We start from the raw sequence: 12,520 nt of genomic DNA on the forward strand, positions 1-12,520 counted from the left end.
AAGAAATGGGAAGGTGGACACATCCAACAATGGGCCATGATCATGAATCAACTATTAGTTCACGACCACCTGAAGAAACGTGTGAAGAAATATCTAGAATAACTTACACACTTTTCTTGACAAGCCCGTACCTTAAAAAAGTAGATTCATCATTGAGTTATGATTTCCTCTTTATGTTCTCCTTTATCAAACCTTGAGTTTCGGAACGGGAATGCCCTAAATATCGACCGAATATAAAAATGTGTGGGCTTGTATACCCACACACCTTTTACTTAGTGTTTTTTCCTTTTTCCATGTCTGTTTCTATTTCCTATACCATTTCCGAATCGACCGAATCCACCGATTCCATTTCTGAATCCATTACCGTTTCCATTGCCGAATCCACCGATTCCATTCCCGTTTCCATTTCCATTGCCGATTCCACCGTTTCCATTTCCGTTTCCATTTCCGTTACCGAAAACATTTCCGATTCCGTTTCCATTTTGTTCAATATCAACATCAACATCTTGGTCTTGATCTTGCTCTTGATCTTGTTCGGCTTCAGCACGTGTACGAACACGTGCGACTGTTCTAGCATCAACATCCACACGAAGGTCTAAAACGGAGTTTCCGCTGTCTTGCACTCTAGCGATATTAACATTGTGGTTTTTATTGCGGTTTCTGCTTTCATTTTCGTTGTCTAATTCGTTATCGATATCGCTATCGAAGTCTAGATCTGCATCTGCTCTAGCACGACTTTCTGCCTCAGAATCACCGCCGCCATTACTTCCTCCATGACCTGCATACCATGGTTTTGATCTCATTGTCTCTTCCACTCCTTTCTTTTTAGCTATTTTATCTATATTCATATACACATTCCTGGTAAGTGGCATATTGCCTGATATAATTGCGGAATTTTGGTAAATATCTCAAAAGAGTAGGTAGTAAAACCAAACTTACTAAAAGTAGAAATTCCAGATTATTCCTTAAATTGTAACTTAAATAAGATGGTTGACCTGTACGGGTTTATCTAACTTTGGTGTAAAGTGGTACTTGTATCTTGTATCACTGTGATATAGGTGCTGAATATCGAAAAATTTATGTTGCAATTACGGATAAGATTTATCGGGGAGAAAATTCTTCCTAATTTTACGATTCTGCAAACAATAGGCTTAATTCACCATAATTTAATTAGTGAATACCAATTGAAAGCACGATTTATATGTGCTTTTTTATTTTATTACATATTTTAAATGAACCACAGAAAGAATATAGGTAAAAAAGACAAAGAAAAATTTTTGCACAAATATTAGCAAGTTATTTGAAGGGAACGATAAAAGTGAATGATTTAATGAAAGATGGTGAAACATCCCATAACGTAAGGCTAACTGCACCAGAGATTGCAAATCTCTGGACACAGTATCAAAATGATTCGATGTCAATATGTATTTTTAAATACATGCTTAAAATTGTTGAGGATTTATCAATTCGCCCAATATTAGAATTAGCGTTAAGCCTAGCAGAGGGTCACATTACAAAGGGGAGGGAATTTTTCACAAAAGAAAAATTTCCTGTACCGCATGGATTTACTGAGGAAGATGTAAATCTAGAAGCTCCTCGTTTATTTTCCGACGAATTTTGTTTGACCTATACATACATAGCCAGTGTTCACGGTTTAGCGGGATATGCTGCAGCATTAGGTACGAATATGCGACGTGATATACGAGATTATTTTGTTCATTGTCAAAATGAAACAATGCAACTTTTTAATCAATCTCTAGACTTACTTTTGGAAAAGGGAACTGTATCAAGACCACCATTTATCAATCCGCCAGATAACTATGAATTTGTGGAGACAAAGTCCTTCATGCAAGGGATTCTTGGGGGAAAGAGGACATTGAACTGCATTGAGATCAGCAATATTTTTTGGGATTTGAAAAAAGCACAGTTGGACAGAGCACTGTGTTTAGGCTTCGCTCAGGTTGCTAAATTGCAAGAGGTTAAGGATTTTTTATGGCGGGGGGTAAAGCTAGGGAGTAAGCATATTGAAATTCTGGAATCTTTATTGGCTTTGGAACATCTACCCTCCCCAAAATCAGAAGATGCCGAAGTTACTAATTCAACAATTTCCCCTTTTTCTGATCGTCTTATTATGTACCATAAATTAGTGTTAGGTTCGACTCAAGCGGGAGTGTATGGAACAGCCATTGCAACAAGTCAGCGTAATGATTTGGGAGTACATTTTTCCAGACTTTTGATGGAATTTACAGATTTACTGAAAGAAGGATTTAACATTATGGTGAAGCATAAATGGGTTGAACAAGTTCCTTTAGCAGATGATAGAGAAAAACTCTCAGGGCAAAGATAAGATATTATTTAAATAAGCCCTATTAAAATAAAAAAAACTCCAATTAAGCGAAACTAGAAATTTTGATGTAATTTTTCTGGACCGTGATAACAACTCAGAAGGTAGGAGATGGTGGTTTATTTCCCCTTATTTGTGTTATTTAATTAAACACAAATAAGGGTAAGTATTAATGAATTATAAACTTAAAATGGGAATAATTCTTTCGGTTTGCTTTCATAAATAATTCTATATTTAGTCATTCACAGCTTGGAATATTGTAAGTTTGGTTATGGAGAAAAAGTATGCGGAAAATTATTAGTTAGAATTACTGAAAGAGAGGCGAATCCACTAGGATTAACCAATTTTTTGCCGAAGTTACTGAACTAAAGGGGGAGGTTTGTTGAGGACTAATGGATACAAGAAGGTCACCATAGTGGTGGCTTTTTTTGTTTTGCCTTATCTGATAATGGGTATTATAAATTTGGAATATTATGTTAAAATGGAATTGTTAAATTAAAACGATAGAAAATCGATTAAATAAACATGGATGAAATTGGATGAAAGATCCAAGCCGGGGATTTTCTTTGCTATTTCGTGGGCTTTGTTGGGTTTGTGAAGAAAGGATTCATAATGTTCCAGTAACTAGTTTATGGATTCCTCACATGATTACTTCAATAAAAAAATGCTTTGGTCAAAACTTTGATTAGGCATTAGATTTTACGTTTTTAAAGAGGAATTAAAAAAGTTAAACATGATCCTATTTCTCATACGAGAGTTATATCTTAATAAATATAAACTTTTTCTAAAGCGCTCACGCTTTAAAAAGGAGGATCAGACAAATGAAGAAATCAATTTTAATACTAATAGCTATTCCCATTATTTTGTTTGGAGCAGCTAAGTATTTAGAATGGCTTAAGGAAAATCGAACATTTCCTACTCAAGAACTAGCTCTTGATAACATACTAGAACCTTCGTGGAAACCTACGGAATTTATCGAAACTGTAACGGTACCCAAAGGACAATACTCCTATGTATTTTATTATTCTAATTTTAACGGACAGAGAGATTATATCCAACTAGCTGAATTTGAAAAAGTTAAAAATGGGTGGAAGCTTGTTACTATTGCTGGTGTAGGATTCTTAGATACAGAAATTAATTATAAATATTACAGTCATTCGGGCGGAATCGAGAGTGGTGAGGAATATGGGTTTGTAAATAATGATGTAGTTACTGTAAAACGTGGATCACACGAAGCTTTAATGATACCAGTAAAGAATAAGAAAATATGGTTCTTCGCAAATCTAACCGATGACATTCTGAAAGAGCGGCTGGAATTTGTTGATGAAAAAGGTAATGTTATAGCTCGTTTCTGAAATGCTAGAGTTTGTCAAACTAACGATAACAAGCTCTTGTATTTCACAATATTTGCTTTATAGGGGTAGTGTCAGCTTTGCTGGTACTACCCAACATCAAAATTATTTGATTTTAACTGGCGCTGCTTATGGGCTATATTGGCATAATCTCTCTTGTAAACCTTTTGAGACTTCTTCTGGCATTTCTCTAACCTTGATATCCTCATCTAGGAAAAGTAGCCAATTTATTATTTCGGTCAATTCTTCTGAATTATTAACATTGATAAAAGTCTTTAGAATAGCTGTGGTTTGGAAAGGATTTGTATAGGAAATTGAAACTTTTAAAGGATGGTATTTTTTGAACTGAGCAATTGCCTTTGGACCAAGTTCAAGTACAAGGTTGATTAATTCTTCCTGCTTACTTAGTTTTTCTAAAATTTTTTTCTTACTTAATCTTTTTTTCGCAGGGTATGGTTTGACATTGGTGAGATTGTCGACAGGAACAATCCTCCTCTTTTCTTCCTCTAAGTCAAAGGCTTCAATCAACCAAACGCTTTTTTCACGATAAAGGTGCAAGAGATATATTGGATAAGACTTAATTACCTTCTCTTCTTTGATGGTAATCAATAAATAACGATCCAAAAGAAGGGTTTCGATGAACTTTTCTAATATAGGATGAGGAAGATCTGACAGATCAAGCAGGTCGGGATTATTAGGGTTGGTCCCTTCAAAGAGCAGGATTTGATTTAAAAGGACAAGGTCATCCTGCTGGTTTTCTGAGATGAGACCTAGTAATTTTTCAGCTAAAGACTGACGACTCTTGAGATAGGGGAGCTGTTGATTTCTTGTGGCCATAAAAGCAATAAAAAGAGCTTTAATCTCATTATCAGTAAAGCGAACAGTGGGCAGGACAGAGTTGTTCATTACATAATAACCTCCATCCCTTCCAACTTCAGCGACAAGTGGCATCCCCAAGGCTTCAATTTCTCTGATATCTCTAATAGCAGTCGAACGAGAGATGTTAAATTCTCGCATGATTTCAGAGATTGTAAAGTGGGCGCGGTTGTTGATATACCGCATGATGATATTAATCCGTTCAACTTTTTTCATCGGAACCTCCTAAACAGTATCATTTTTTGACATTATTTAAGGCTATTATAAACCTATCAAGTGAAAAGACAAATCATTTGATAAATTTTAAAAAAGGAAGGTTTTGAAAATGGCAGATTATACTATTGAGGAAAAAGACAGCTTTATCGTATTAGGTATTGGAACTGAGCTTCAGAGCGATTACACAGACTATGCTGGTATAAACAAGGAGAAGCAAGATTTTTGGTCGGCAGTTAAACAAGATGGAAGGCTTGACGCTTTAAAGGCCATAGCCTCAAATGACTACATTTTTGCCGTGAACGAAGCGGTGAATAACAAGATGATGTACTATGCTGGCGTCATGACAGAGGCATCAATACCAGAAGCAACCAGAGTGATCCAATTTCCTAAGGGAGAATACCTAGTTGTTAAAGGGGAAGCGAAGACTTCTGATGAGTTAAGTAATAAGCTTACTGGCATTGCCTTTGGTCAAATCTTGCCAGAAGCAAAGAATTTTGCCTATGTTGGCGGTCCCAATGCAACGGTTGAAATGGGGCAGCGAAACGGATTAGTATTTGGTGAAATGTGGATTCCTGTTGTTAAGAAATAAAGATTATAGGAGAATGGAAATGTCCTATATCGTTGATTTTAAAAATGTGTCTACGGTTGGTTTAGAGTCATCACCAGTCGCAGAAGCACTTGCTGGTTTACGTGCTAATGAAGCTCGTTACTTTATGAACAAATATAAGCATGAATTTACGGTTGTACCAGCTAGCGAGTCCTGCGAGACCCTTGATTATGTGAACCGTATTTTGAAAGAAGAACGTGATATTGAGTTTGCGGCCAAACCTTTAGAAACATCGCGTTTCCAAGTGGAAAATATCAAATTTGCCTACGTCTTTTATGAGGACGGTCTTGCGGTCAACGTCATGTATACGGTTGATGACCCTAAGAAGCGGGCCGTTGGTTTTAAGCTTTCTGAGGGGATGGAAGTACCGAAGGAGTTAGAAGGGAAGTTTAAGTTTGCTAGGCAGAAGTCTAAACTAGCTGGAACAATTCGGGGCTCGTTTTTTGTGATTAAAGGAGAATATTAGAGTAGCCATAACCCAAGTGGAGGAATCCAGCTATTTTTTGTACTTGATTATTCTTTTCTTCATGACGTTAGTGAAAGCTATTTACTCTATTAAGGTAAAAAATAGCTTTCACTAGCGGATACCTTAAAACTAATTGCCGGGAAGTTGGATGCCATGCCAGCCGCTTACATCGCATTGGCCAAATTCATTATCACCGACAGCTACCACCGTGCCGTCCGATTTTAGACCGACGGTATGGGCACAACCCGCCGCTATCGCCACAATATCGCGCCAATCACTTACATTACATTGGCCATACTCATTCCAACCCACAGCCACCACCGTACCGTCCGATTTAAGACCGATGGTATGTTTACTACCCGCCGCTATCGCCACAATACCGCGCCAGCCGCTTACATCGCATTGGTCATGTTTATTCAAACCGACAGCCGACACTGTCCCATCCGATTTAAGACCGATTGTATGAAGATAACCCGCTGCGACCGCCACTATGTCGCGCCAGCCGCTCACATTGCATTGGCGATACCGATTATTACCTACAGCGGTCACCGTTCCGTCCAATTTAAGACCGATGGTATGCCAGTCACCAGCCGCGACTGCCACAATATCGCGCCAGCCGCTTACATTGCATTGGGCTTCATTATTTCGACCCACAGCCACCACCGTGCCATCCGATTTAAGCCCGACGGTACGACGCCATCCCGCCGCAACAGCTACAATATCACGCCAGTCACTTACATCGCATTGGCCATGCTTATTCCAACCCACAGCCACCACCGTACTGTCGGATTTAAGACCGATTGTATGAGCATTACCCGTGTTCGTCGCCATATGAACATTACTCGCTGCGACCGCCACCATATCGTGCCAGCCGCTTACATCACATTGGCCATATTTATTATCACCCACAGCCGTCGCCGTTCCGTCCAATTTAAGCCCGACGGTATGACAACGCCCCGCCGCTATGGTATCTTTTGGCCACCGTTTCACCTGTAACACCGCTTCTTTCGGTGAAATGTAATCCATATTTTACCTCCTTGAAAACAAGACCTATTTTATTGCGAACATTCCAGCCTTTGTATCATCTGTGCTGTGGAAGTAAACCCATTTCCCGCATTCCGGGCATGTTTTTTCATCATAAGCCTTTCTTATACTCACAACGTGCCTGTGGGGATTTTCTTACAATCTTTTGCACCATTGGAATCATCTCCTTTCCTAACCTACCAGTAAAGGAGTGATGATACAACTCACTTTTAAAATTTTTAATCAACAAATCAAACATTGTTCGAAAAGGCTGCTTCCACACGGTTTTACGAAGATCCCTTTAATTGTGGCATATCGCTTTATTTGTTATGTTAAAAAGGGGGAGGGAAAATTTTGGAGATTAAAAATGAGAACGAAAATAAAGATAAAGAAATTTGGAAATTTTGGGATGCTATTTTTACATCAGGATTATTGTCTTTTTTTAAAGATAGTCAAGAAGCTCAGAATGATGATAAGAAGTTTAAACAAATGTTATTACAAATTTTGTTCGGTATTATTTTTTCGGTAATTATTTTTGTGGTTGGATTTTGGATAGTGAACTAAATGAGCAGGTTAGTGGATGGGTACTTTACTTTTTTCCAAACTCATCTTATGTTCTAATTACACCAGTTGATTTCATCAAATTCCACCCTAATAACATTTTTTGTTATTAATTTCCACTCCAAACAAACAATATAAGATCACTTCAAGAAAAACTTTTAGTATTTTTGCTCTTTTTTGCTTATGGAAGGGTTAAACAAAAATGGAAATAGCATCTCAAATATGGTAATGTAATTGTTATACCATCTAAACGATTTATTACGTTCTTTTTAATGAATGAACTTTTAAAGAATTTAGTTTAGATATGTACATGAAAAATATTGGGTTGAAGGTACGCATGAGAGAGAAACAGACACCAGGGATGTAGCATGAGACAGGACAAACTACATACAGGATGGTATTCAATCAAATATGGGATTGGGATGATAAATTAATTGAAACCTGTTAGAGTTACCCGAGATAAAGAGTTTAAAAAAGGAATAGACGATTTAATAAGCAAGTATGATAATACCTTAAAGGATTTATCCAAGCGGGAAACCGAAGAAATCGGTGAGGATCTAATCATGCATGAATATGATGAAGAAGAACGCAAAGATCAGTTCAATATCCGTCTTTTTCAATTATTAGTTTTTATCTTCTTCTACCTGTTCTGGCAACCAATCTAATGATGAGTAGGAGACAGAAACAATGAAGAAAATGGTTGCAATCATCGGAATCATTTTTATTATTGGTTATTTTTCTTATGAAGCTACCAACGGCTTTTATGAATTTTTTAATGGATCACCCGAAGAACGCAGTATTGCACATGAGACGGTTATAAACTATCTCATAGTACAAGGACAAGAAGAAAATCTAAAAGAAAGTAGAGTTCAATATGATTACAAAGCCGGTGATTTTACGGTGCATGTTACATACAAGAATGAACCTTTCTATGAATATGTCTATTATGTCATGACTTCTGGTGAGGTAGTATTAATCGAAATATTAAATGAAAACAAGTCTAAGATTTTTGATGGGAAAAACGGTTCTGTTCCTTTTGAATATCGTGGCCCAAATGGTTTCGAGGATCCGGTGAAGAAAAGATAATTAATTGAAAAGCCAAAGCTTAGTAGAGTGGACTGGACAAAGCATCATGCTTCTATGGTTATTGATTTTCATTTCGTGAGGGTGGCAGGGGAAATAGCGGAAATTCTTTTAATGATTCTGGTTAACAGAGGCTTTAATCATAAAGGGTTAAAGCATTTTACTATTCAAATAATTATAGGAGAATCTATTGTACTACCGTGCAGGTTTATTCATTAAGAGGTTAAGAGTATTTTAGATAAAGATTCGTCTATGAAGATAGAGGGTGGATGAGAATTGACAATTAGAAAAACCTTTTTAATTGTCACTAATGGGTTGGATATATTTTGCATACATTATTAAGGCTATTCGGTTTAGTGTTCTTATAGTAATGGGTGTTCTGACGGGACAGGATAGTAAAATATGAAACATAATAAAAACCGATTCGTATAGTTAGTAAAGGGAATTTATCAAAAAAGGTGATTACTATATCAAAAACAGTTTATTGTGATAAGTGTGATAAAGAAATCAAGGTAAGGGTGGTTTTTCTTGCCGAGAGCTCATCAAAATGGACATCAATCTAGCCATTATTCTAATTAGTTATAGGCTTTACTCTTATTTATCTTATGAGAGACATCTAGAAAAGTAGCCTTTTTAAAGAACCCTTTAGGTTTCCCATTTGAATATTGAGGAGAAGATCCTATGGCAGCTGGTATAGTTTTAATAATGAACGGTCTTATTATGTTAATATATCCATCTATTGTATGGATCATATCAGAAAGTTGGAAATCAAATAACGCGGAACCATCCATTTTGTACATTTGGTCTACACGTTTCGGCGGTATTATATCAATTATCTTTGGTATCGTATTTATTGTTAAGTACTTTCGTTCAAAGAAAAACTGAATTGTGCTTTAATCTAATTAGGGCTAACTCTATTTTTTGAGTATTAAACTAGCGGAGGAGGATAGTTTAATAAGCAGGAAATACCTCTGATAAAGGGAAAATTACATGAGCTTTAATTTTGTGATGGAATGTGGTTACCGTCATTTCTTTTTCCCATTTTATAAATTCATTAGTGAAGAAATATGTCAATACTCCACAACAAGTGAAATTATTAAATTTCTAATACTCAATAGCCCATAAACGTGATAATAAGAAATATGTAAATAAGATCTTCTTTGAAAACATCATCATTATTGTCAAAGCAATTTTATAAAAACAATTAGGGGGAAACTAATATGACAAAGGGAAATAAGGAGTTACCACTAGAAAAACGTGAAGAATTACTCAGAGTATTGAAAGCCCGTTTTGAGAAAAACATGAACCGCCATAAAGGTCTTGAATGGGCTAAAGTCCAAGCAAAGCTGGAAGCGAATATTGAAAAAATATGGTCGCTTAGTGAAATGGAAAGAACTGGCGGTGAACCGGATGTTGTTGGTTATGATAAAGAGACGGGCGAATACATTTTTTATGACTGTTCAGCGGAAAGTCCTAAAGGCCGCAGAAGTGTTTGTTACGACCGTGAAGCGCTAGAGTCAAGGAAAACACATAAACCGGAAAATAACGCTATTGATATGGCTGCTGCAATGGGCATTGAGCTTTTAACTGAAGAACAATACCGGGAGTTGCAGATACTCGGAAATTTCGATACGAAAACATCGAGCTGGGTGAAAACACCGGCTAATATTAGAAAACTCGGCGGGGCCATCTTTTGTGATCGTCGCTACGACACTGTGTTTGTGTACCACAATGGAGCGGAATCCTACTATGCATCCAGGGGTTTCCGTGGCTCGCTAAGGGTCTAAATTTTGCACAGCCAGCCAAGTATGAATTTGAGAACAGATGATTACTTGCGGAAAAGGCTTTCATTTCATTTTCAACTATCGGGTGCGTTGATTCAATAGAGGATTAAGGCTTTTTTATTGAAGTTATTTCATTAACGGCACAGGATTGTTTAATTAAGAACAGTAAGATGATATTTTAAAGAACCAAATATAAGTACAAATTAGTTTGGAGGTTATGATATAAAACACTTTAAAAATAAGAATTATTGGATACTTATGCCACCATTCTTATTGACTACACTATTACTATTTATCTTCCTTCCTGATGAATATAAACATAACGCACTTTTAGTGGTTATTTTGTTTTGGATTGTCTATTCTGCTAGGAATTTCTATGAAGAGAAGAAAAACAACAACAACAAAAATATAGAGAACTCTTAAACAAACGGGTAGCTCTTTTTCTTGTTTTTCTAACAGAGTGGTTTAGTCCAATAAACGTATACAAGTTTCATAAAGGGAGGTTAGGATGGATAATCATATAAAGATAGAATTATCACTACTATTCATTGTATTGATCATAATATTAGCTTTGATTGTCCTGATAAAATAATAATTTTCGATGAAAAAGATAATGATTATGGATTGATAATTCATGATGGTGGTTCTTCAAGTATAGGGATTGATTTTTGTCCGTGGTGTGGTTCAAAGTTATAATTTGTTCTTCAACTATAGGGTGCAAGAGTTTAAGAATAGGAGTTGCTGCTGCGAGTCCTTTTTTCTTTTTGAAGTAACGGAGCAGTTTAGTTTAAGAAGGAATTTCCATTTACTTGGAGAATATAACTTTCATTAAGTAACTAGTGGCAGAAATGGAACAATAGATAGCTATTTTTAAATGATAAGATTCTACTCCTTTGTTTTTAACAGCAAGATATTTTGGCTAATCGACGTATTTCATCGCTTAGTTTTCTATTTACGGGATACACTTCTTCTATAAAGCTTAAAATACAAAGTGCCGATTCAGGTACACGGTCATATCCCTGTATCATGTCTCCAATGATTTCCGCAAAACGAGGGTATCTTTTTTCAAGGCGCCTCTCGTTTCCGAAAGGATCTGGAAAGTAATCCACCTCTGGCTCGAGCAGATGAAGTACGGATAAAATCCTATCCACAGCATAACCTTGGACGAACCTCGTCGCTGATAAGCGCTCTCCCCTGGCATAGCGGCCGAGACCCACATATAGATTAGTTAAAGCTTCGTTCAAAGGATGGTCTAACGAGTCTTTTTTCGGGCTAGGTATCGGGTTGGTAGGTTTTGAAATGCCCGTGTTCTGGTAGGACGGATCCTTCCATATGACTCTCCCTTCGGTATAGGAACCATTGATCAGTTCCGATTCCTCAAATACCGCATATTCACCAAAAATGCCGTCCTCGAACAGAATTTTATAGCCAATTTCCGTATTCTTAAAAGAATAAGCTAAAGGGTGAACTTCTTCTAGCCAATCCAAATGGTTGATATATCTGCTTTTCAGTTCAGGTTTTACAATGACAAAGAAATCCAAATCTGAATAATCGTCCAGCCGAGCCGTCTCGATTCCAACGGAACCGACACCTAATAATAATAGGGCACCCCCTTTTTTTTCGAGCGATTTGCCAATCTCGTCCAGCCGTTGCAACAGCATTTCTGTTCTCAACATCATAAGTCCTCCTTTAGGTTTAAGAATGCAAAAAGGGTCCAACCTACTTTTCAACGAGGTTGAACCCAAAGGTTACATTGCCTTTATTTTCCTAATGTGATTTTATCATTAACCCTAATTTCTTTCAATCGAAAATGATTTCTTTTATTTACGATCGCTTTTTTCCTTTAGAAAAATCGGTTGAGAATTGTTGAAGAAAAGGACTGTTTCGGTAGCCCTTATGACAATACCATTATCAGTTAGAGGTCTGATTTGTTTGAATTAAATTTTTATGTAATAGGGGTACTGTGCGGTGGTTCTTGTACTAAAAGTAGGGATTGTGAATGTGTTCACTTAAACTATAGGGTGCTAGAGTTTAAGAACGGCAAGCGATCGCAGCTCAATTTTTCTTATTCAGCTAACGGGGCAGGTGTGCGGCCGAGCCTAGGTCGTATCATATAACGGGTGGGATTCCCGTCGAGTAAGAACTAGCCATTCACTCGTAGCGAGTCTTGGAGGGCTAAAGGTAACTTTAGTCTTTAAGCGTAGACAG

At 37.0% G+C, this 12,520-nt stretch carries 14 protein-coding genes; 10 read left to right on the top strand and 4 right to left on the bottom strand.

Annotated elements, in window-relative coordinates; translation table 11 throughout:
• Window positions 1-272: 272 nt before the first annotated feature.
• Window positions 273-803, bottom strand: a complete 531-nt coding sequence (locus MLE14_RS20815; RefSeq protein ID WP_243300330.1) for a hypothetical protein — start codon at window positions 801-803, stop codon at window positions 273-275.
• 515 nt (window positions 804-1,318) lie between these two features.
• Here MLE14_RS20815 and MLE14_RS20820 point away from each other — a divergent pair.
• Entirely contained in the window at window positions 1,319-2,347 is a 1,029-nt protein-coding gene (locus MLE14_RS20820) for a DUF3231 family protein (protein ID WP_243300331.1), read from the top strand.
• Between the two features lie 818 nt (window positions 2,348-3,165).
• Window positions 3,166-3,699, top strand: coding sequence for a hypothetical protein (locus MLE14_RS20825; RefSeq protein ID WP_243300332.1), 534 nt, complete (start codon window positions 3,166-3,168; stop codon window positions 3,697-3,699).
• A 126-nt stretch (window positions 3,700-3,825) separates the two neighbouring features.
• Here MLE14_RS20825 and MLE14_RS20830 read toward each other — a convergent pair whose 3' ends face one another.
• Window positions 3,826-4,788, bottom strand: a complete 963-nt coding sequence (locus tag MLE14_RS20830) for a helix-turn-helix transcriptional regulator (RefSeq protein WP_243300333.1) — start codon at window positions 4,786-4,788, stop codon at window positions 3,826-3,828.
• Window positions 4,789-4,897: 109 nt separating this feature from the next.
• On the opposite strand from MLE14_RS20830, the gene MLE14_RS20835 reads away from it, so the two are divergent.
• Window positions 4,898-5,377 (top strand): GyrI-like domain-containing protein, encoded by a 480-nt coding sequence (locus MLE14_RS20835; protein WP_243300334.1) that lies wholly within the window; start codon window positions 4,898-4,900, stop codon window positions 5,375-5,377.
• A 19-nt stretch (window positions 5,378-5,396) separates the two neighbouring features.
• Entirely contained in the window at window positions 5,397-5,861 is a 465-nt protein-coding gene (locus MLE14_RS20840; protein WP_243300335.1) for a phage tail protein, read from the top strand.
• Window positions 5,862-5,990: 129 nt separating this feature from the next.
• On the opposite strand, the gene MLE14_RS20845 is transcribed toward MLE14_RS20840, so the two are convergent.
• Window positions 5,991-6,887: an RCC1 domain-containing protein gene (locus tag MLE14_RS20845; protein WP_243300336.1), complete on the bottom strand. Its 897-nt coding sequence runs from the start codon at window positions 6,885-6,887 to the stop codon at window positions 5,991-5,993.
• Between the two features lie 351 nt (window positions 6,888-7,238).
• Here MLE14_RS20845 and MLE14_RS20850 point away from each other — a divergent pair, with 351 nt between their 5' ends.
• The 6 genes from MLE14_RS20850 (at window position 7,239) to MLE14_RS22805 (ending at window position 11,008) form a co-directional block, all read left to right on the top strand.
• Window positions 7,239-7,448, top strand: a complete 210-nt coding sequence (locus MLE14_RS20850; protein ID WP_243300337.1) for a hypothetical protein — start codon at window positions 7,239-7,241, stop codon at window positions 7,446-7,448.
• 431 nt (window positions 7,449-7,879) lie between these two features.
• Window positions 7,880-8,110, top strand: a complete 231-nt coding sequence (locus MLE14_RS20855) for a hypothetical protein (RefSeq protein WP_243300338.1) — start codon at window positions 7,880-7,882, stop codon at window positions 8,108-8,110.
• Window positions 8,111-8,132: 22 nt separating this feature from the next.
• A complete protein-coding gene (locus MLE14_RS20860) occupies window positions 8,133-8,531 on the top strand; it encodes a DUF3139 domain-containing protein (RefSeq protein WP_243300339.1) in 399 nt (132 codons plus the stop codon).
• A 678-nt stretch (window positions 8,532-9,209) separates the two neighbouring features.
• Complete coding sequence (locus MLE14_RS22800) at window positions 9,210-9,413, top strand: DUF6199 family natural product biosynthesis protein (protein ID WP_390629340.1); 204 nt, start codon at window positions 9,210-9,212, stop codon at window positions 9,411-9,413.
• A 335-nt stretch (window positions 9,414-9,748) separates the two neighbouring features.
• A complete protein-coding gene (locus MLE14_RS20865) occupies window positions 9,749-10,315 on the top strand; it encodes a DUF4256 domain-containing protein (RefSeq protein WP_243300340.1) in 567 nt (188 codons plus the stop codon).
• 540 nt (window positions 10,316-10,855) lie between these two features.
• Window positions 10,856-11,008, top strand: a complete 153-nt coding sequence (locus MLE14_RS22805) for a DUF6980 family protein (RefSeq protein ID WP_390629343.1) — start codon at window positions 10,856-10,858, stop codon at window positions 11,006-11,008.
• Window positions 11,009-11,211: 203 nt separating this feature from the next.
• On the opposite strand, the gene MLE14_RS20870 is transcribed toward MLE14_RS22805, so the two are convergent.
• Window positions 11,212-11,988, bottom strand: a complete 777-nt coding sequence (locus MLE14_RS20870; RefSeq protein ID WP_243300341.1) for a hypothetical protein — start codon at window positions 11,986-11,988, stop codon at window positions 11,212-11,214.
• Window positions 11,989-12,520 lie beyond the last annotated feature (532 nt).

Source organism: Bacillus litorisediminis, from assembly GCF_022808645.1.
GTDB lineage: Bacteria > Bacillota > Bacilli > Bacillales > JC228 > Bacillus_BF > Bacillus_BF litorisediminis.

What these genes read in the sequence shown, in the direction of transcription:
- MLE14_RS20815 (WP_243300330.1), bottom strand. Translation starts at nt 803, where the DNA reads ATGAGATCAAAACCATGGTATGCAGGTCATGGAGGAAGTAATGGCGGC.
- MLE14_RS20825 (WP_243300332.1), top strand. Translation starts at nt 3,166, where the DNA reads ATGAAGAAATCAATTTTAATACTAATAGCTATTCCCATTATTTTGTTT.
- MLE14_RS20830 (WP_243300333.1), bottom strand. Translation starts at nt 4,788, where the DNA reads ATGAAAAAAGTTGAACGGATTAATATCATCATGCGGTATATCAACAAC.
- MLE14_RS20835 (WP_243300334.1), top strand. Translation starts at nt 4,898, where the DNA reads ATGGCAGATTATACTATTGAGGAAAAAGACAGCTTTATCGTATTAGGT.
- MLE14_RS20840 (WP_243300335.1), top strand. Translation starts at nt 5,397, where the DNA reads ATGTCCTATATCGTTGATTTTAAAAATGTGTCTACGGTTGGTTTAGAG.
- MLE14_RS20845 (WP_243300336.1), bottom strand. Translation starts at nt 6,887, where the DNA reads ATGGATTACATTTCACCGAAAGAAGCGGTGTTACAGGTGAAACGGTGG.
- MLE14_RS20860 (WP_243300339.1), top strand. Translation starts at nt 8,133, where the DNA reads ATGAAGAAAATGGTTGCAATCATCGGAATCATTTTTATTATTGGTTAT.
- MLE14_RS22800 (WP_390629340.1), top strand. Translation starts at nt 9,210, where the DNA reads ATGGCAGCTGGTATAGTTTTAATAATGAACGGTCTTATTATGTTAATA.
- MLE14_RS20865 (WP_243300340.1), top strand. Translation starts at nt 9,749, where the DNA reads ATGACAAAGGGAAATAAGGAGTTACCACTAGAAAAACGTGAAGAATTA.
- MLE14_RS20870 (WP_243300341.1), bottom strand. Translation starts at nt 11,988, where the DNA reads ATGTTGAGAACAGAAATGCTGTTGCAACGGCTGGACGAGATTGGCAAA.